Here is a 20,280-nt window from a genome sequence, read left to right as displayed (position 1 = left end):
TCCATTGCTTTTAAACAAAAACCAATTGTATCATACAACATCTTTGTTACATGAATGTGACAGAAAAATATTTAAAGCTTTTGAGGGGATAGTAATGGTGAGGTGTTGTATTATGATAAAAAAAATCGGGGTCATTTCTCTTCTTTTATTTCTATTATCAACAAATGCATTAGCAAATACAAATCAACAAATTGAAGTGTTTGATTGTCAAAAAGAAATGGTCATTCAAAAACAATCTTTAGATCCAATAGTCCAAAAAGAAGCAGTTCAATACGCTAAAGCAATTACTGGTCCATTTAAAAACTTAAATGTCGTTCCAAAAGATGGCTATATGATAAAAATCCCATTATCTAAGCCGGTTTCTATTACTAATCAATGGTTACACACTACAATAGACGAAGTACTTATACTGCTCCCACTAAATGAAAAGCCTTATATTATGCTTTATGATGATGAAAATAATCCGCATTTTTATTATGTAAAAGGTAAACCAGGATTATTATTGAAACAAATGAACGTTAAAACGTAATTGACTGAAAAGGAGTCACCTTATAAGCTAAATTTTAAAAGCTAAGGTGCTCTTTTTTATAATAACAATTTAGTAAATGAAATTATAAAAGTTGTTTTTTAATATAAGGATCGCAACTTCATATATCAGCGATTTTTAAGATATATCGATTTACCAACTAAAATACCTGTCCGTCTATTCTTTTGGTAGCCACCTCGATAATACTTTGTAGTGACTAGATCCCTTATATAATCCCTCTTTTACAAATCCATTTGCAGTATAAAACGCATCTCCTTGCTTCGTGTCAGCATATAATACAATCACTTCAAAATACTTTTCCGCATGACATAATAGTTGGTTTAATAATAAGTTCCCTAACCCTATACGCCGAAAATCCTTTGAAATATAAAATCTCCTTAACCGCCCAATCTTATTGTCTTTTGTGTACGGATCCTCATTTAAACCTCCAACTCCAATTAACATATCACCTCGGAAAACACCATATAAACATTCTCCAGTTTTATTGAATACATTTATTTTGTTTTTATATTCATTTATTATCCTTATAAGGAAATTAAAACCTTCTTCTTCACTCTCTTGAACGAGATGACTGAATTCATATTCCATTAAATTTTCTATTTGTTGAATATGTATATCTTTCAAGTCCATTCCCCCTAAGTACGAAAATATATAAAAATGCTCGAGAATCATTTATTCTGAGCATTTTTATGGTTGTTACTTTATTTAATTCATAGCGTGCGTATTCTTCACTTCAGATAATATTCCCTTCAACCCCATTAAATCATCTATTACTATATCAGCCTGAGCAAGTTCATCTTCTTGCGCAAAATCAAAACTGCACCCAATTGCCAGTAAACGGTTGTCTTTCGCTGCATTTATATCAGATAGCCGGTCACCAACTACGGCTGCCTCTTTTATATCATATTTGTTCATAATACTTTTAACTAAGTCACCTTTATTTAGCGATTGTATTTGTTCAATACTAAACGTTTCAGTCACCCACTTGTCTAAAGCATAATAAGTTACGATTGCTCGTAAATATTCTTTCAAACCATTACTAGCAATGTAAATGGAACAATTATTTTCTTTTATATATGTAAATATTTCTTTTACATTTGGATATAAAGCGCCTTTTCCGCTTTTTATGTTTTCAATAAGTCTATCTAAAAAATATGCATCTGTTTGTTCTCTTATTTCAATAGAATGGTCTGGTAATAAAGCTTCCCAAACTTTCGGTAACGGCACACCCATAATTTCTCTATATTTATCAATTGGTGTTACTGTATCCCATAATTGTAATGATCTTAAGTGATTAAAAGTATCATCTAAAGATAATTCTAAAATTTTATCTGTTTGAAATAACGTTCCGTCCATATCAAAAATTAATGCTTGTAACATCTCATTCTCTCCTTTTGAACTATAGTACAGTTTTACTCTTTATATTTTTAAGCATCTCAATAATAATTTCTGAGCAATAATTCGCAGCAGTTTGCGCGAAGTCATCATAAGAAATTTGAGCTTCATCATCTGCGCTGTCAGAAATACATCTTATAATGAGAAACGGTATATCATTTATATAGGCAACATGTCCAATTGCTGCCCCTTCCATTTCTGTACAATGAGGTGCGTATTCGTCTATTAATTTCGCCTTTAACTTTGAATCTTCAACAAAACATTCACCGCTGACAATTCTTCCTTCATGAACTGCAATCTGTAAACTACTACTAATACAAGCTTTACGTGCTAACTCTACCAATTCCTTACTTGCAATAAATTCCTCTTGGAACGGAAATAAGTTTTTCATTTGAGTTTTACTTACATCATGATGAGTAACATTCGTTGAAATAACTATATCGCCGACTTTTACATCTGAATGTAATCCGCCAGCAACGCCCGTATTAATGATAGAGTCTACATCAAATTTATGAATTAATGTTTGCGCGCATGCAGCTGCATTTACTTTCCCTACACCAGAACGTGTAATAATTACTTCTATTCCCATGAATTCTCCAATATAAAAAGGCATTCCCGCTATTGTCTGTTCCTCTTGTATAACTAGTTTTTCTAAAAGTAAATCTATTTCAATTTGCATTGCTCCAATAATGCCGATTCTGTTCATGTATGTAGTCTCCTCTTTATTTATAAGTCGGCCAATATATTATGTAATACACCATAATTTTCAGCTATCCAATTCATTTCATCTGCAAAGCGTGAAGGTGGTACACTATGCTGATCCATATTGGCATGGATCCACCAAGTACTCTCCATGTACCAAAGCATTTGAATTGCCTGAACAATATTCCCTACTGGAAAGTCTACTTCATTGCGGTACCCTTCTAAAAATGATGCAACAAGACTCTTATTTAATACTCCGTCACTTAATGCGCACGATATAACTACACGGCCAATATCTAACTCTACATAATCGTAATCCATGCGATCAAAATCAAGAATCGCTGATACTTTATCATTATGAAACAAGAAATTATCTACCCATAAATCACGGTGCACCCATCCCCGTTGGCTATTATGAAATTGTTCTGTATTTACCAATTGTGTTGCTTCTTGCTGTAATTTTATATAAGGGAGAATGTGCTCTTTTCCTAGCTTCTCTACTTCTCTCATTTTTTCTTCCCAATGTTTCAATCTCGCCTCTTTAGTAGGTGGAACAAATTTAGGATTTTCTCCTTTTATTAAAGAGCCATCATTTAACAAGTTATGCATATAACCTATCGTCTGACCAAGAGAGTGAATTTCCTTTTGATTCACTTTTCCTGGTGAAACTAAGCTACCTTCCTTATGTTCTAATACTATAAATCTTTCATCACTTTTTGATATATGCATTACATTATTTTTATAAATTAATACCCTTGGACAACTTACACCATTATTATGTAATCTTTGCTGTTGTTGTAATGCTTGTATTAAAAGGGCTGAGTTATACATTTTGTACCGTTCTTGATTATATTGCTTTAATACAAAATCCCCTGCATCCGTTTCGAGTTTCCACTTCAAATTTAGCCAACCACGGTGAATAGGTATTGCATTTCGAATTTTAAATTCAAATAAAGTTTCACATTCTACTTTCAGCTCTTGAAAAATCATTGTAGCTTTTTCATTAGATAACGGCTCTATCATCTTACTTATCCTTTCTTAGCTTGGCATTCCTTTCACTCTCTCTAACATAACCGACAATAAAAATTTCGGAAGTACAAGTTGCCTCTTCAATCTTTTCGGCTGTGAGAGTAACCTATACAGCCATTCAGTTCCAGTATCCCTCATCATTTTCGGTGCTCTTTTTACAGTACCAGATATTATATCAATCATGCCTCCGATGCCAATAGATAGCGGAACGTTTAATGTTTGTATGTTTTCATAGATGAACTCTTCTTGTTTTGGTGAACCTAGTCCTACGAGTAGTAAATGGGGCTTGAATTGCTTAATTTTTATTTTTATTTTTTCTATTTCTTCACCATTTACAAATCCATGCTGTCCTTTAAACTGTGCTCCTGGGAACTGCTCATTTAATTTTTCTAATGCCTTTTTATTACTTTCTGGAGCGGCTCCAAAAAGAAAGACACGATATTCATTGTCGTTACAATATTTTATTAAATCGTGAGTTAAATCCGCCCCAGTAACACGTTCTTTCAAAGTTCCTTTTAATATTTTCGAGCCAATTATGACACCAATCCCGTCCGCTGTTATTAAATCCGCAGATAGTAACATCTTTTTAAACTGCTTTGATTTTTCCGTATTTTCCTTTGCAGACATAACAATTTCAGGATTTGCAGTTACTACAAACCTTGGTTTCTCTTGTTGTTCATGTATCCAACCTTTTAATAAACTTATAGCTTTTGCATATTCTAAAGTTGAAAAAGGTATACCTTTTATAAACTGTTGATCCACTATACTCTCCCCTTACATAAGCTGCAAATATTCATCAATGTCTTTAGAAATTTGAATAAAAGCCTTATTCCAAAATTCATAATTTCTTATATCTATTTCAAAATATTTTTTCATAAGCTCCTCTACTGGAGCCTTTCCTGTTTCTCTTAAAAACTCTTTATATTTCGGATGAAAAGTACTTTTACTTTCTTGAGCTATTTCTAATAAACTAAAACTTACTAAATATCCAAATGTGTATGGATAATTGTAAAAAGGAACATCTGCTATATAAAATTGAATATATTTCATCCATACAAACGGCTGGTATTCACTTAAAGAATTTCCATATGCTTCTTTTTGTGCCATTATAGATAATTTCTCAATTTCATCAGCACTTAATGGACCCTCTTTACATTTTTCATAAAGTGTTTTTTCAAACTGATACGATGCTCGTATTGCCATTACATAATTAAAACTATTTCTTATTTTCCAGCTAAGCAATGCCTTTTTCATATCTTTACTATCAGTTGTTTCAATTAGATAATTTAAGAGTACCGTTTCAAAGAAAATAGATGCTGATTCAGCCGTACTCATCGGCAAATAATCATCTAAAAAAGATGTAGATTGTTCAAAACTCATATTATAAAAATGCCAAGCATGTCCTAATTCATGAGCGAGCACTCTTACACTATCTATACTCCCATCATAACGCATGGAGATTCTCGATTCTTTCTCACTGAAAAATGGAGCACAAAACCCACCTGGTAGTTTATTCTCTCTCGGTTCAGCATCTATCCATCCACTTTCTATCGCATTACGTGCAAATACTGCTAATTCTTCATCAATATTCTTACATGCATTATAAACGTTTTGTACTGCTACTGAAAAAGGAATAGTAACCTCATTACTTTCCTTTACTGTCATAAGTTCATGCCATGTAATCGAAGCTTTCCCTTTCTTATACACGTTTAAAGCACTTACTAATTTATCAAGGTTTTCTTCTGTCACATTCCACATTTGTAATAATACAGTTTCTGAAATGCCATTCGCATGAAAAGATTGTGCTAAAATCTCTCTATCTTCTATTTCATTACTCTTTATATTACGCAATCTCCCTATTTGATTTAATACGGTAGCAAAGATTTCTTTTTCCTTATGTAAAGTACTTGTAAGTAACTCGAATACTTCTAATCTTTCCTTTTCATTATCACTATTCATTGCAATGTTATTTGCTTGTCCAAATGATAATTGTTTGTTATTGTGCTCTATTTCTATCCTATCCCGTAATTGTATGTACATATTTTCCCACGCATTAAGTTCATCTTTTATTAACTTAGTATTATCTGAAGTTTCCACTTCATTATGTTTTATTACTTGCTGTACTTCACTTTTTAGTTCCTTCACTTTCACAGTCAATTTAGTAAGGTCAGATGAAACACTTTCTTCAACCGATTGACAGTACAAATAGTATTCTGCTTTTTCAATAGCTTGTATAAGCTTTGAAAGAATCTCTACATCTTTTGTTACAAAATATTGCTCTTTCAACTCCAAAATCGGAAATAGAATATCCTCATTCAAATACAGTCGATTTAAATCCCATCTAGCAATTTCTTGCATTTTTATAGCCGCCTCCTATTTTTACAAATAGTTACAGATATTTCTCCCTACACAATTATATATGAAATGACAAAATTTCGATATCATTAAATATTCAGTTTACTATAAATACATTCTTATTTATACTCTTTTCTTCTACCATTAAGTATCATTCCACATATAAAAAATACTCCCTCTACAAGATTGCATTTGATATAGGAAAACTTCAAAGATTTTATCTTCATCAATACCATAACGACCGATTATCACAGATTAAAAAATAAAAAAGGATTGATCAAAAGATCAATCCTTTACTCTACTCCATTTAAGAAAAATAACGTTATAACGCCAGGTCCTGTATGTGCTCCGATTGCTGCACCAATTGTATTTACGATAAATACTTCACAGCCAAATCTTTCCGTAATTAATGCTTTTAATGCTTCAGCTGTTTCTAAATCGTCACCGTGAGTCATACCGATTGTTTGACCTTTAAGGTCTTTACCACGCTCTTCCATAATATCAACAATACGGCTTAATACTTTCTTTTTCCCTCGTACCTTTTCAAGTGGTACAAGTTTTCCTTCTTCCACGTTTAAGATCGGCTTAATGTTTAGTAAACCACCGATAAAACCAGCTACTTTACTTAAACGTCCACCTCTAACAAGGTACTGTAAGTCAGCTACAGTGAAGATGTGCTCCATATGGTTCATTAGAAAAGCGACACGGTTTAAAATATCTTCTTTTGATGCGCCATCTTTTGCCATTTTAGCAGCTTCTAAAACGACAAGACCTTGACCAAGCGAAGCACATTTCGTATCAATAATTTCTAAATCTAAATCTACATATGTTTCTTTTACTTCCTCTTTAATGACAACTGATGATTGATATGTACCAGACAGTTCAGATGAAAAAGCTAAATATATACAAGGATTACCTTCTTTTGCATAAGAAACAAATTTTTCTTGGAAAGTTTCAAGTGAAGGCAATGACGTTCTATAAACAGCGCCTTCTCTCATTTTTTGCAATAATGTAACTGACTCTAATGTTACTCCATCTAAATACTCTGTTTCTGCTTCATCATATACACGGAGTGGAATTAAATCAATATCATATGCTTGCAGCAATTCTACTGGTAAATCCGCCGCACTATCCGTAATGATTTTAACACCCATTTTTAAACCTCTATTCTGTTATAAATATAAAATAATAAAATAAAAATAGTACTTTTAAATTATATACGTAAAACTTAAATGAAGAAAGGAAAACACTTTATATTGTATGCACTATTCTTCAAAACTTGAACTATTAATGAAAATGATTCTATTTTAAACACCTTTTTCTTATTATTTTTCTATAACACGAATAATTTTATAAGTATTTTGTATCATTATATTTTGATTCTTTATCTTAATATAATCTTTTCAAATTCATACTGTTTAAAATTTAAAAGCCAAATCCAATAAAGGAAATGGCTTTTAAATTTTCATAAAATAACCAAAATTTATTTTCCATCACATTGTTCTCATTATTATTTTGGCGATGTTAAATATTAGTCCAGTTATGATTAATATTTATAGCCTGTACTATAATTAAAACAGTGAATATTCACCTGTAAGAATCACTAGATAAAAAACAAGTTAATCATTTTATAAAATATTTAATTTTACTAGTAAAGCTAATAAAATTTGGAGAAGAATTTGAACATTTACTGCTATGTCTGTATCCGTAGTCGTAACTGTAACATTTCTAGAATTTCTAATAACAGTTTCTTGTTTATTAATTTGTTTAATAGATGATTTTTGAAACAATTCTTGTGCTACACGGTCAGCTTTTTCACTGTCTGCTATAGAAACACTTATTATAACCACAATAGCTGCTTGTAATGCTGCTTGAATAGATAAAGCAGCTTTTGTATCTGTAGTAGTAACTTCTACATCTGCTGAATCTACAATTGTAATAGATTCTTCAGAAATTTGGTACGTTTTACTTTCTTGCGCAGCTGCTTCTGAAACGCTAGCATTTTTAAAAGACGGATGAGGATTTGAGGAATCTAATGCACTCCACTTTTTATTTTCATCTGAATGACATGTTTTGTCCATACGTTCACCCCCTTTCAATCTAAATAATTATTAACTTGTGATTGTATTTCAGAAACAATACTTTTAATTTGCTGCTTTTTTTCTGGTGATAAATTTTTTAGTTTTTCTTCATTGATTCCATGCCTATTAAAAATATCTGAGAGTAAAAGGTCTATAATTATATTCTTTTGATCCTTATCAAACTTAAAGGAAGAAAATTTATTTAAATCATCCATTTACAATGTTCACTCCTATCAGTTTCCTATAAAAATTTCAAATAACTACCAGCATTATATGCATTTAAATAAAAATTGCTTGGACAAGTAACTTAATCTTCTATTTTCACTTCTTTTTACTAATAAAATCAAAAAGCTGTCTTCTAATACGAAGACAGCCTTCCTTTACTTCACATATATAAGTTTTATTCAATGTTAAATTATAAGTTCACCTTTGTTATTGTGTAGTTTTCCACACTTAATTTCCCATTAATCTTGAATATTAATTCAGTCATAATGAGAAGTCCAAGCTTGTACCACATATTACAACAAAAAAATATTTACTTAGAGTGAACCCTTATAGCTAAATATAAATGGGATAGACACTTTATAAAATATTTAATTTAACTAGTAACGCTAATAAAATTTGAAGGAGAATTTGAATATTCACTGCAATATCTGTATCAGTAGTTGTTACGGTTACGTTTCTGGAATTTTTAATAAATGTTTTTTGTCTATTAATTTGTTTAATAGATGATTTTTGAAACAATTCTTGTGTTATTTTATCTGCCTTTTCACTATCTGCTATAGAAATACTTACCACAACCACAATAGCTGCTTGTAATGCAGCTTGGATAGATAGCGCAGCTTTTGTATCTGTAGTAGTAACTTGTACATCTGCTGAATCTACTATTTCAATATATTCCTCAGAAATTTGATCGATTTCATCTGTTTGTATAGCTTCTTCTAAAAAATTTGCATTTTTACTAAATGAATAATAATTTAATGATTCGCAATCTTCTTTTTTTGGTTCACAGTCCTCTTTTTTTGGCTCACAATCCTCTTCTTTTGGCTCAGGAACTCGTTTTTTCGGCTCACAATCCTCTTCTTTTGGCTCAGGAACTCGTTTTTTCGGCTCAAACTCCCGGTTTAATGGATCCCGATTTTTCTTTCGTCTACAAACTTCACATTCACACATAAAATCACCCCTTTTAGTCTTAAAAATTAGCAATATTAAAATATTGACTAACTAATAGCATTTTATGTATTTTTTTAAAATTTGTTTGGACAAGTAACTTAATCTTCTACTTCTTTTTCTAATAAAAAAAGCTGCCTTCTAATAAGAAGACAACTTTCTTTGTGACTACTCTAGAATAGATTTCATACAATATAATTGTTCCTTCCTTATAACCTGAGTTCGTCACTTTAGTTATAAAAATGTGGGTATATCCTATAACCTTTTTTAGGGATCATCCATAATTTATTTCATAAAAAGTGCTTTGTTTTACTGAAAGGTGGTTGCGAAAACAACCGCCTTTTTATTCGGAACAAAATAAAACTTTTATATAAAAGGCCCATAATTAAATACACTAAACTTCATATGATATATTGCATCCTTTCTTTTTAGAATGAGTAGTCGTTACTGAAGGGCACTTTTCGAAGTGCTCTTATCTTTAATCTCCCTCTTTTTCAGGAAGAGTTTTTTACTAAATCCTAATATGATTTGTATCAATAAGGCTGGCGATTACCACATTTCCTTAATAGCTTCAATGAATACAGTAGCTACTAATTAAAATACCCCTATGATTTTCTCTACACTTAAACAATCGTGCGTTATCGAACACATGAACTATTTTTTATTTTGACTATGTAACACTAAATTCACAAGATTATTATCCTATGTTTGGTGAAGCCTACATTTCAATGCCAGCAATCCCACACTTTTAACTAATAACTTAAACAAATGTGCTATCTCAAGGTTCTTTTGATATAGTATGTTATGTTCTATATAATGAAGAGAGCGCTAGTATTTCCAAGGAGGATGTATATGAGTATTCAATTGGCCACATCTAACGATTTAGAATGGGTTAATAATCAATATGACTCAATAGGATTTGTAAGAAGTGATTTAAAGAGAGATAAAGTTGCAATTATTACATATAACAATGAGTATGCAGGTGTTGGGCGATTAGTCCAAATAGATGCAGATACTTTAGAAATGGGTGGAATTTTTATTCTGCCTCAATTTAGAGGGCTACAATTAGCTGGTGAGCTTGTTTCATTTTTAGTGGAAACTGCGAGAAAATCACAAATACAAGATGTATATTGTCTTCCTTTTGAGGAATTAGAAAACTTTTATAAGAAATATGGCTATACTGAAGTCGATACTACGAAAGAAGCAGTCCATCCAATTATTCTAAAAAAATATAATTGGTGTTTGGAGAACTACGAAAAACACGTTCTACTATTTAAATTTTAAATGTAATAAAGTGAAACTTTAATCAGTGGGGCTTTGATTAAAACTCTATGTTCCGTCAATACTATAGATAACATGATTGTATTTCTCCATTCTCCCTTGGAGAGGAGCAGTTAGCTTTTGCTAGCTGCTCTTTTATTTTTTCAAAAAGTCACATAAATATCTTTAATTCCAAACATTCAAAAGATGAAATGTGATAAGATTGTTATGAAGATATTTACCAACTAATAAATGCGCCCTAGACTTACGTACTAGGGCGCATTTGTTTTTTAGTATGTAATTCCTTCACTCATCTATTATCCACAAAATAAGTATCATATGCCTTATCAAATTCATATCCTAACTTTTCTGCTAGGTTAGCAGATGTAGTATTCGCTGCGTCCCAGTTTGGATACTTTCCATTTTCTAAGCAATCCAATATAAGAGCTGCACTAACTACAGTTGCCAAACCTTTTCTTCTATGATTATGATCAGTCGCAACTTCAATTTCAATGCCATCATTATAAATACTATACGAGGATGCACCGCATACAACTTCTCCGTTATATAAAATGCTATAACCTATACCACGGTTTATATAATCTTCTAACGACTGAAATTGACTTGTAAAATCTTCGGAGATTTTATGTAATGTAGGGCTATTTGCGATATGCTCATCTATTCTTTTTAACTCATATCCTTTTGGAAGTGTTGATATAAAAGATTGTAATTTTGAACGATTAAAAACTTCTGGATTTCGTTTGAATTTATAACGTAAAAACTTATCTATTTTTCTTTCATGGAATGTTTCTAGGCGTTGTTTCCACTCTTCACTATTTACGATAACTAAAATTCTTTCTGGAATATTACGTAATAACTCTTCTATTTCTTGCACATTTGGGTCTCCAGCGTAAAATGTGAAAATTCCTACCGTAACTTGTGCTACTGTTGGATTTTCAAGATCATTTACCCAAGCAGTACCCATATGCCCTTGTAAATAAGAAAGTAAAACAACGTTATTGAAATCATCAAACATAGAAACTAGTTTTTTTCTTGTACGTATATTCGCTTCATATATCATTTACATTCCCGCCTTCTTTAAAATCAATCGTATTCTAAATCTTTAAGAATCAACTTATATAATTTTTCAATCAACCACTTACCATATAAGCAAACACCTATTAAACTAAAATTTTATATAATTATAAATTATTCACAAATATAAAATTATTATAACATCTAATAAAAAAAGAGTATCTCACTTTTTAAACTTTAGAATATACATCGTGTATGTATAAACCCTCAACATAATGTATGAGGATTTATCAAAAAATGCGTTATAACTCCTTCTTAGAAATAAAAGATTCCGTCTCACCGTTCTTATATACCTTAGTCAATTTAACAACCGATTTGTACGTGTTATCGTCATACTTTATCATTTTTTTCAGCTCTTCTATTTCGATATTACCAGTTCCACTCTCTACTTTTAAACAATTTGAAATGTTTAAGTATCCACTAGATGCGAAAAGAATAATGAATGTAATATCAGGAAAATTAATGAATAGTATTCCAAACTTCAATGGGTTCGCAGCAGTATCCGATAAAACTAATCGAAAATCTAACAGTTCAGGTACTTGAACAAAATCCTTAGAAACAATTGCTTCACCTACGATTGCAAATTGCTTTACTATATTCCCAAGTTCATCTGTAAATTCAGTACATATAGGTGCATCAATTGTTTTCGCTTGTAAAGATAAATTTAATTCTGGATTATGAAAATCGAAAAAGATTGTGCTCCCCTCTGTTAAACATTGCGGGCACACATTTCCTAGCAAGCTAAAGTCCTCTTCAATATATTTAACTTTCGATTTGCAACTACAAACTTTTCCTATTCGGATTGCATCAATTTTTGAGCAATCTACAAATATAACCTCACTGTCTTCTTGTACAAATGATACAATCCCTTTCATCACATTAAACGAAAGAAAATAGGATACAACGATTTCGTTTCCTGCTATTACAATACTTTCAACTTTAGTATACGGTTCTAGACTTTGTAAAAATTCACATATACTATTTTGGCAACATCCACAATCACGTTTCGGCTCACAATCCACTTACACTCCATCCCTTCTTTATATAGAATAGCTAATACATATATATGAAAGGAAAACAAAAAAGCTTGGACAATATAACTTTAACGTAGGAATATCGTTACCTATTCATAATATTAGTAAGGGAATTACACCAATAATGAGTAATAACACATAATTTTTACTATAAATACATATAACAATTTCATCTTTCGTGAAAAAAACGTTATAATGAAGTGTAGCCTCTACGATTACGTTATAAAGGAGATTAAAACAATGGCTAAAATTAAAGTATACCAAGTAAAAGAAGAAAATATGGAAGCAGTAAAAAACATCATTGATGTTGAGGAACAAAACCCAACTGCTGAAAACTTACAAAATCTATACGCATGTGTATTAGAAACTGAAGATATGGCATTGCCTGAATCATACATTGAAGAAGATATCTTAATTGATTCTATGGAAGTTATGGTTAACGCTTCTCAAAGCAAAGTAAGAGACTTAGGTGCATACGATGTAATCGAAGTTCAAAACAAAGGTAAGAAAACACAAATTTTATTACTTGCAGACGAAGAATACGAAATTATCGAAGGCTAATCTAACACCATACATATGAAAAAGCTCCTTTCCAATTGGAAAGGAGCTTTTTCATTACGCTTTTGATGTTTCGCTCTTTTTATTCTTTTGTTGTTTCTTAATTACCATGCGCTCATTTCCCATAAAGAAAATGAATATGAATGCTAATCCAGCTGGTACCAATGCCCACATGAATGTTTGAACAATTGAACTAGAAAGAGCATCAATAATCTTATCTAATATTTGCGGAGGGATTTGAGATCTTGCCGATTCTGATAAAATGGCTCTTGAATCCCCTAATGTGTTTGTATTCATTCCCCCGCTCATACCTTTAAATGCTTCTTCTAATTGATCTTGGAAACCTGTTCTTTGAATCATTCCGAAGATTGTAATACCAAGTGTCATACCTAATGAACGAATGAAATTACTCGTCGAAGTCGCAGATCCGCGCTGTTCCATACCGAAGTTGTGAATAGCTGCCATACTTAGTACAGAGAATGAGAAACCGACTCCAAATCCGATAATGATCATATACACTGTTAATAATGCACGACTTGTTTCTGGCGTTAATGTGCTTAATAAAAATAGTCCAATTAGCATAATAACCGCAGAAATGATCATAATGTTTCGGTAGCTAAGCTTTGTCGTTAAAAAACCACCTAACTGCGCTGTTACGACTGAGCCTAACATCATTGGTAAAAGTAATAATCCTGAGTTTGTTGCAGTGCCACCGTATACACCTTGAATGAATAATGGAATGTATACAGTTGCTGACATAAATGCAGCTCCGTAACATAAAGCAATAATTGTACTCATTCCGAACAAACGTTGTTTAAACATCTCAAATGAAATGATCGGTTCTTCTACTTTACGTTCAATAAAAATGAATGCAATAATTAAAATAACGAATCCACCAAATAAACTTAAAATAAAGTTAGAATCCCAATCATACTTTTGTCCGCCAAGTTCAAGCGCAAACATTAAAGAAACTACTGCACCAACTAAAGTAATTGCGCCAAACCAATCAATTTTTTGCTTTCTATGAACTCGTGACTCTTTATAAAAGAATGTAATAAAAATAAGTGCTAAAACGCCAAGCGGTAAGTTAATATAAAATACCCAGTGCCAGCTTATGTAATCTGTAATATACGCACCAAGCAACGGACCAAAAATACTCGATAAACCAAATACTGCTCCGAATAAACCACCCATTTTCCCGCGCTTTTCAGGAGGGAAAATATCAAAAACGATAGTAAACGCGATCGGCACTAATGCCCCGCCGCCAATACCTTGAATGGCACGATAAATCCCTAACTGTGTAATATTTTCAGCAGTACCACAAAGCGCCGAACCAATCATAAAGACGATTAAACCGAAAATAAAGAACCTCTTTCTACCATACATATCTGATAGTTTTCCGAATATCGGCATACCTGCCATTTCTGCGACCATATAGGCAGAAACGACCCATACAAAGTTTTCAAGGCCTCCTACATCACCAACGATTGTTCCCATCGCTGTTACGACAATGGTATTATCCATTGATGCCATTAAAATACCTAGCAATAAGCCCGCTACAACAAAGCCGAGCTTATTATTCTTTTCAACCATAACCTTGCTCTCCCTCGTACTACTTATATTTGTTTATGTTCCTTTACGACTGCATTACCTTTTTGATTAAAACTAGTATGATATTCTACAACACTAATTTCACATCCGGGACCAATTGTAACATTATTTCCCCTTACTACTTCAGCAATCGTATGCTCTAAATAAATCTCATCTCCTTCAATGATAGACGTTTTGAGGCTTCCAGCATGATTTGTAAATGGAATAAATCTCGCTTTTTTACGAACGGTAATCTTCTTACCGCCAATTTCTCTTACTTTGCTACCTTCATAACGAAGTGAAATTTCAATATTTTCAGCATTAAGTAATCCATCACTTTCAAGGCCACCAGTTAGTGACAGTTCTTCAACTTCAATATCTCCTTTTACATTTAAAGCGCCTTTCACATCTACGAAATCACCAGTTAATTTCCCTTTAACTTCTATCATACCTCTTACTTTTATTTTTTCAATATGAGCATCACTATGCATTTGTGTATTTCCGTATACTTTTACATATTCCGCATCTACATTTCCTTGTACTTCACTATCTCCATACACGATATAACTTTTCACTTTCATATTACCGCACACTTCACTCGTGCCGTACGTTTTAAATTCATTACAGCTCATGTCATTAGAAATCGTTCCTTCACCGCGAATCTTCACTTTATTATAATCTCCGCCTGCTGAACTACCAGAACCATTAACAGTAAGACTATGTTGATGTTCCATATCATTTTCTCCCTTCCATTAAATCTGCTTCATTTCTTTTACATTTGCGCTTTTATCAACAGTAAGAACACCCGTATATTCGATCAGTTCAATCTCACAGTTCGGTCCTACCGTAACATTATTTCCTCTTACCGTTCTTATGTGAGCATAATCAATATCGATATTGTCACCTTCTAATAGTTCAGCCTCTAATTGCATACCAAATACTGATTTAAACAGCCTACTAAAAGTACTTAGTCTATGTTTTACTTTAATCGTTTGACCACCAATTTCTTTCGCTCGACATGTACCGTGAATATTAATATTTATTTCATCAGCGCTTAGTAATCCACCAATTGTAAATTGTCCTTCTGAAGAAAACGTATCCACTTCACAATTACCATCAATTGTCGCTTGACCATTGACTTTAAATTCTTCACCAGTGACATTTCCACCTACCGTACCTTTTCCTGCAATTTTCAAACTGTTTGCCTTCACATCTTGCGTAATTGTTGCTTTTCCATCAATTCGCATCGTTTCAGCATGAACTGTACCGTCGATTTTACCTGATCCACTAATTCTTGCATTGCTACTTTTCAAATTTCCAGTAACGGCACCGTAACCGTTACATTCAAATTGGTCACATTCAACATTTCCATTCACAGTACCTTTTCCGTTTAGTTGCACTTTATGAAACTCGCCACCATTCGATGAACCGTAACCATTTATAATCAAATTATCTGTACGCATACTTTCTCCTCCACTACAACAATTTCGTTTTTAATGCTTCGGTATATTTCATAATCGCTTCGCGTAAAACGATTTTAGTGCCTTTTTCAAAAATTAAATCTTCCACGTTTGAAACTAATAAACATGTAGAAATCCCTAACTTTCGTACAATGATTAAATCACAATTTTTATGTTTAATTGCTTCATAATTTTCACGTAAAACTTGCAAGACCATTTTTCCTTCTTCTAAACTAATATCTCCCGATTGTAATAATTCTTCTAACATGTACACATAAAGAATATCTACAAATTGAAACTCTGCTGTTTTATTCGTTTGTTCTATGAAAAATTGTAAAACTGGTTCTGATGCAATCCCCTTACGTAAAATGTCTTCCTTTGTTAAAAGAATTTCTCTCACACTCGGTGAAAACATATTCGCTAGTTCATCAAGTGATAAATCCTCTTTCATCGTTTGGATTTTATCAATACGCTCTAATATCTTTTCTTTCGGAAAAAATGTCTCTTGACCCGTGAATGTTGACTTTCGTACAAACCAATCTTCCGGTATTAAATTTTTTCTTTTCCACCTATATAACTGTCCGTATGAAATGCCAGTTAGTTCTAATAAATCTTTTTTTGAAATCAAATCTGTACTCAACTGTATAACACTCCTTCCTGATAACAATGTAACATAACACTGTTACGCTGTAAATAGACTTTTATCACAAGTAGCGTAACAATGTGTAAAACAAACCTATTCCTACATACAAAAAAGACTCTTACACATCTTATGAAAATGCGCAAAAGCCCTTATATATCAAGATTTAAACCAAATATTATAAAAATCAATCCAACCTTGTGAATTAATCATTATATTTTGGACTTTTTCATGTGTACTTACCTCTTGTTTATTACGATACAAAGGAATAATATGAATTTGACGTAACAAAGTATCCTCAATATCGCGTAACAATGTAACTCTTTTCTCTAATTCTTCTTGTTTAAAATAAATAGACAACTTTTCATAAAAGTCCATGTTGCTTTGTCCATGAATAAAACTATTTTTTGTAAGAAACATATATAATAGACTATCTTCTATTCGTTCGCTTATTGTGGCACTATCATGCATCATATCAGCCTTTTGTATCGTACTTACTTCCAATAGCTCTTCTATATCAAGAAAATTATTTTCTACACGAATCCCGTACTTCGCACACTCTTTTTGTATCCATTGTGCATCTTCAACATGATCTCGTCCTGTAAATGTGTAGAGCTGTAGCACTTCATTATGATAAGTACTCCTTTTAATTAAACTTTCTACATCTTCCTCAATCTCTACAATGCTTTCACCTGCTAATATTAGTTTCTTTGCCACTTCTCCACGTTCTCCGCCGAGTTCTTGAACGATTGTATAACCATGAATGATTTTATATAACGCTTTCCGAAATAACTCATCTTGCATTGGTCCTTCTTTCGTAAGATTACATGTTATATATGTCACGTTCGACTCAAGCCGAGACAATTCTTTATTATGTTTTTCTTTATCTTTATACTGCGCCTTTACTAAAATATCGTATGTACTTACACCTTGTTCTACATTCCACAACTCAACACGATCTAAAAAAGGTCTTTCACGAAAATATAAAGGATGACCTTCTAAAATGAACAGATTTTCATTACTTTTATATAATTGAAAAGACCCTGTTCCAATTAGCTCTCCTGCTTCATCTTCACTCACGATAGAACACTGTTCTGCACTTATCATATGTAAAAACATTTTATTTTCCGTTTGTAATTGAATTTCGACAACGTAGTCATCCACTGAACGGATACTTTCAACGTGTTGTAACATCCATGCGTGTGCATTATTTTCCAGATTCATAAATCGATTCAATGAGTATATAACATCATGTGCAGTAAGTTGTTTTCCATTATGAAAGTGAACTCCTTTTCGTAAATAAAACGTCCATATTTTTTCAGCGTCATTATATTCCCAGTGAAATGCAAGTCTTGGCTCTATAATGTTTGTATTACCGTCTACATACACGAGTGTGTCGAATATATGTTTTACCATATGACATTCTGAACGCATTGTAGCGTATACAGGATCTAATGTGATATCTAAATTCATTTGTAATTGCAACCGGAGTACATCTCTTCTCCCTTCAGATGTCATTTCAATCTTATGACCAAATATTGAATCTACCCAGCAGTGATATTCTCCCTTTACTGACGGAAAATGTGAGCTATAGCGTTCCACAAATATGCTTCCGCTTTTCACATCCCCTTTTTTCGTTATTTCTTTTCCTCTATCTAAAATTAAAGACATCGGGTGCTTTTGAAATATTAACTTAGAACGATTTCCCCTGCCGCGACCTGGAAACCACTTGATCCAATTTAACTCATCTAATTTTTTTATAATTAATTTACTATTACGCTCTGTACAAAATAATGTTTCAGATATATTTTGCACTGTTACTTCCAATCGTTCTCCCTCTTTTTTCCCTTTTCCATAAGCAATCCATAGTTCAATATATTGATCTAAAATAAACATCATAATCCCCCTAAAAGGTGAAAAATACTCCCTATTGTTTCTACCCTTTTTCCAATTCTTCTTTCATCTTATCATTTCAATATAGAAAGGAGGAATTAATATTGAATTATCTCTTACTTCGTTACAATAAACCTATTTTTATTAGACTGTGTGGTGAATTATTAACCCGAACGACTGAATCTATGCTAGCTATCATTATGATTATTTACGTTAATAAAATGTTAAACGGCAATGTAATAATAACTATGCTAATTTTCGGATTACAGCCACTTTCAGACATTTTATTTACACTTATTGCTGGAGGAATTACTGATAAATATGGCCGGAAAAAGATTATGTTACTCGGCTTATTGCTACAAAGTGTTGCAATCGGTAGTTTCGTTTTCGCTCAATCCGTTTTTATATTTGCACTGTTATATGTCATTAATGGCATTGGCCGTTCCTTATATATTCCGGCTCAACGTGCACAAATTGCTGATTTAACAAAAAAAGAGCAGCAAGCAGAAATTTTTGCTCTTCTACAAACGATGGGAGCAATTGGATCCGTAATCGGCCCTTTAATCGGTGCAAGTTTTTATAATACTCACCCAGAATATTTATTTATCGTGCAAAGTGTAACCCTTACGATATATGCCGTTGTTGTTTGGACCCAGCTCCCAGAAACCGTTCCACCTATAAGTAAGTCAAAACAAACAGTTGAGGCAAGTTCACCAAAGCAATTTGTTTTTAAACATTACGCCATATTCGGTCTTATGCTTTCTACACTTCCTATTAGCTTTTTTTATGCACAAACTGAGACGAATTATCGTATTTTTGCAGAACATGTATTTCCTAATCTCGTATTCATACTCGCATTCATTTCAACATGCAAAGCCATTTTGGAAATCATTCTACAAATCTTCCTCGTAAAATGGTCTGAACGATTTTCTATGGCGAAAATCATCCTTATTTCTTACGCCTGCTATACGATAGCTGCAGTTGGCTTTAGTTATTCAACGACGATATTGTCGTTGTTCTTCACCTTACTCTTTTTAGTCATTGGGGAAAGTATTGCTCTAAACCATTTATTACGATTCGTTTCAGAAATTGCACCTCATGATAAACGTGGTTTATATTTTTCAATTTACGGTATACACTGGGATATATCTCGAACGTGTGGACCTGTTATTGGTGCAGTTTTATTAAGTAAATTAAATGGAAGTATGCTGTTTTATATTTGTGCTAGTTTCTTATTAATTGGAGGTATTGTTCAAGCACTGTTTGTTCAAAATTTAGAACGTAAAAAAATCATGAACCAGCCTACACATAATTTATAGGTTACTACTTTTTCAGTAGATCAATATTTCTTATTGGATGAATATTAAAAAACAAAAGTGAAGTATTTCGCATATGAAAGTATGTTTTATATGGCAGGAGACGTTCCTTATTTACAACTAAAAACACCTCACTTCAATAAAGTGAGGTGTTT

General features: G+C 32.3%; 21 protein-coding genes. 4 read left to right on the top strand and 17 right to left on the bottom strand.

Features of this window, described 5'->3' with window-relative positions; genetic code table 11:
• The first annotated feature begins 112 nt into the window (after positions 1-112).
• Positions 113-529: a hypothetical protein gene (locus BM089_RS19605; RefSeq protein WP_000591776.1), complete on the top strand. Its 417-nt coding sequence runs from the start codon at positions 113-115 to the stop codon at positions 527-529.
• A gap of 174 nt (positions 530-703) precedes the next feature.
• Here the strand turns inward: BM089_RS19605 and BM089_RS19600 are convergent, their stop codons facing one another.
• The 10 genes from BM089_RS19600 to BM089_RS19555 all read right to left on the bottom strand — a co-directional run bounded on the left by BM089_RS19600 (position 704) and on the right by BM089_RS19555 (position 9,282).
• On the bottom strand, positions 704-1,219 hold the full coding sequence (locus BM089_RS19600) for a GNAT family N-acetyltransferase (RefSeq protein WP_139213297.1): 516 nt from the start codon (positions 1,217-1,219) through the stop codon (positions 704-706).
• Between the two features lie 33 nt (positions 1,220-1,252).
• Positions 1,253-1,927 carry an HAD family hydrolase gene (locus BM089_RS19595; protein WP_090977798.1) on the bottom strand — a complete coding sequence of 225 codons (675 nt, stop codon included), beginning with the start codon at positions 1,925-1,927 and terminating at the stop codon, positions 1,253-1,255.
• Between the two features lie 19 nt (positions 1,928-1,946).
• A complete protein-coding gene (locus BM089_RS19590) occupies positions 1,947-2,648 on the bottom strand; it encodes a 5'-methylthioadenosine/adenosylhomocysteine nucleosidase (protein WP_090977796.1) in 702 nt (233 codons plus the stop codon).
• A gap of 20 nt (positions 2,649-2,668) precedes the next feature.
• The gene (locus tag BM089_RS19585; protein ID WP_090977794.1) at positions 2,669-3,667 is read right to left on the bottom strand and encodes a phosphotransferase; all 999 of its coding nucleotides are present in this window, start codon (positions 3,665-3,667) and stop codon (positions 2,669-2,671) included.
• A 15-nt stretch (positions 3,668-3,682) separates the two neighbouring features.
• On the bottom strand, positions 3,683-4,435 hold the full coding sequence (locus BM089_RS19580) for a WecB/TagA/CpsF family glycosyltransferase (protein ID WP_000372649.1): 753 nt from the start codon (positions 4,433-4,435) through the stop codon (positions 3,683-3,685).
• A 12-nt stretch (positions 4,436-4,447) separates the two neighbouring features.
• Complete coding sequence (locus BM089_RS19575) at positions 4,448-6,031, bottom strand: M3 family metallopeptidase (RefSeq protein WP_090977792.1); 1,584 nt, start codon at positions 6,029-6,031, stop codon at positions 4,448-4,450.
• A 290-nt stretch (positions 6,032-6,321) separates the two neighbouring features.
• Positions 6,322-7,182, bottom strand: a complete 861-nt coding sequence (locus tag BM089_RS19570) for a DegV family protein (protein ID WP_090977790.1) — start codon at positions 7,180-7,182, stop codon at positions 6,322-6,324.
• Positions 7,183-7,656: 474 nt separating this feature from the next.
• Entirely contained in the window at positions 7,657-8,109 is a 453-nt protein-coding gene (locus BM089_RS19565; RefSeq protein WP_000361677.1) for a spore coat protein, read from the bottom strand.
• A gap of 14 nt (positions 8,110-8,123) precedes the next feature.
• Positions 8,124-8,324 carry a spore coat protein W gene (locus tag BM089_RS19560; RefSeq protein WP_000342253.1) on the bottom strand — a complete coding sequence of 67 codons (201 nt, stop codon included), beginning with the start codon at positions 8,322-8,324 and terminating at the stop codon, positions 8,124-8,126.
• A 367-nt stretch (positions 8,325-8,691) separates the two neighbouring features.
• Complete coding sequence (locus BM089_RS19555; RefSeq protein ID WP_090977788.1) at positions 8,692-9,282, bottom strand: spore coat protein; 591 nt, start codon at positions 9,280-9,282, stop codon at positions 8,692-8,694.
• Between the two features lie 849 nt (positions 9,283-10,131).
• Between BM089_RS19555 and BM089_RS19550 the strand changes: the two genes are divergently transcribed.
• Positions 10,132-10,563, top strand: a complete 432-nt coding sequence (locus BM089_RS19550) for a GNAT family N-acetyltransferase (RefSeq protein WP_090977786.1) — start codon at positions 10,132-10,134, stop codon at positions 10,561-10,563.
• 286 nt (positions 10,564-10,849) lie between these two features.
• Here BM089_RS19550 and BM089_RS19545 read toward each other — a convergent pair whose 3' ends face one another.
• Both BM089_RS19545 and BM089_RS19540 read right to left on the bottom strand, forming a co-directional pair.
• The gene (locus BM089_RS19545; RefSeq protein WP_090977784.1) at positions 10,850-11,620 is read right to left on the bottom strand and encodes a GNAT family N-acetyltransferase; all 771 of its coding nucleotides are present in this window, start codon (positions 11,618-11,620) and stop codon (positions 10,850-10,852) included.
• A 256-nt stretch (positions 11,621-11,876) separates the two neighbouring features.
• Positions 11,877-12,656 carry a BC_2878 family exosporium-associated protein gene (locus BM089_RS19540; RefSeq protein ID WP_090977782.1) on the bottom strand — a complete coding sequence of 260 codons (780 nt, stop codon included), beginning with the start codon at positions 12,654-12,656 and terminating at the stop codon, positions 11,877-11,879.
• A 252-nt stretch (positions 12,657-12,908) separates the two neighbouring features.
• Here BM089_RS19540 and BM089_RS19535 point away from each other — a divergent pair, with 252 nt between their 5' ends.
• Positions 12,909-13,229 carry a hypothetical protein gene (locus BM089_RS19535; protein WP_001062742.1) on the top strand — a complete coding sequence of 107 codons (321 nt, stop codon included), beginning with the start codon at positions 12,909-12,911 and terminating at the stop codon, positions 13,227-13,229.
• A gap of 54 nt (positions 13,230-13,283) precedes the next feature.
• Here the strand turns inward: BM089_RS19535 and BM089_RS19530 are convergent, their stop codons facing one another.
• The 5 genes from BM089_RS19530 to BM089_RS19510 form a co-directional block, all read right to left on the bottom strand.
• Positions 13,284-14,819, bottom strand: coding sequence for an MDR family MFS transporter (locus BM089_RS19530; protein WP_090977780.1), 1,536 nt, complete (start codon positions 14,817-14,819; stop codon positions 13,284-13,286).
• 23 nt (positions 14,820-14,842) lie between these two features.
• Positions 14,843-15,550: a cytoplasmic protein gene (locus BM089_RS19525; protein WP_090977778.1), complete on the bottom strand. Its 708-nt coding sequence runs from the start codon at positions 15,548-15,550 to the stop codon at positions 14,843-14,845.
• Positions 15,551-15,568: 18 nt separating this feature from the next.
• Entirely contained in the window at positions 15,569-16,279 is a 711-nt protein-coding gene (locus BM089_RS19520) for a bactofilin family protein (RefSeq protein WP_001258371.1), read from the bottom strand.
• Between the two features lie 13 nt (positions 16,280-16,292).
• On the bottom strand, positions 16,293-16,916 hold the full coding sequence (locus BM089_RS19515) for a YhbD family protein (protein WP_000102245.1): 624 nt from the start codon (positions 16,914-16,916) through the stop codon (positions 16,293-16,295).
• Positions 16,917-17,075: 159 nt separating this feature from the next.
• The gene (locus BM089_RS19510; RefSeq protein WP_090977776.1) at positions 17,076-18,812 is read right to left on the bottom strand and encodes an ABC transporter substrate-binding protein; all 1,737 of its coding nucleotides are present in this window, start codon (positions 18,810-18,812) and stop codon (positions 17,076-17,078) included.
• Between the two features lie 101 nt (positions 18,813-18,913).
• Here BM089_RS19510 and BM089_RS19505 point away from each other — a divergent pair, with 101 nt between their 5' ends.
• Entirely contained in the window at positions 18,914-20,128 is a 1,215-nt protein-coding gene (locus BM089_RS19505; RefSeq protein WP_090977774.1) for an MDR family MFS transporter, read from the top strand.
• The last annotated feature ends 152 nt before the right edge of the window (positions 20,129-20,280 follow it).

Source organism: Bacillus sp. 5mfcol3.1 (genome assembly GCF_900114335.1).
In the GTDB taxonomy this organism is placed as follows: domain Bacteria; phylum Bacillota; class Bacilli; order Bacillales; family Bacillaceae_G; genus Bacillus_A; species Bacillus_A thuringiensis_S.
Note: the sequence above shows the minus strand (reverse complement) of the source record. Positions and strands in the feature narration are given on the sequence as shown.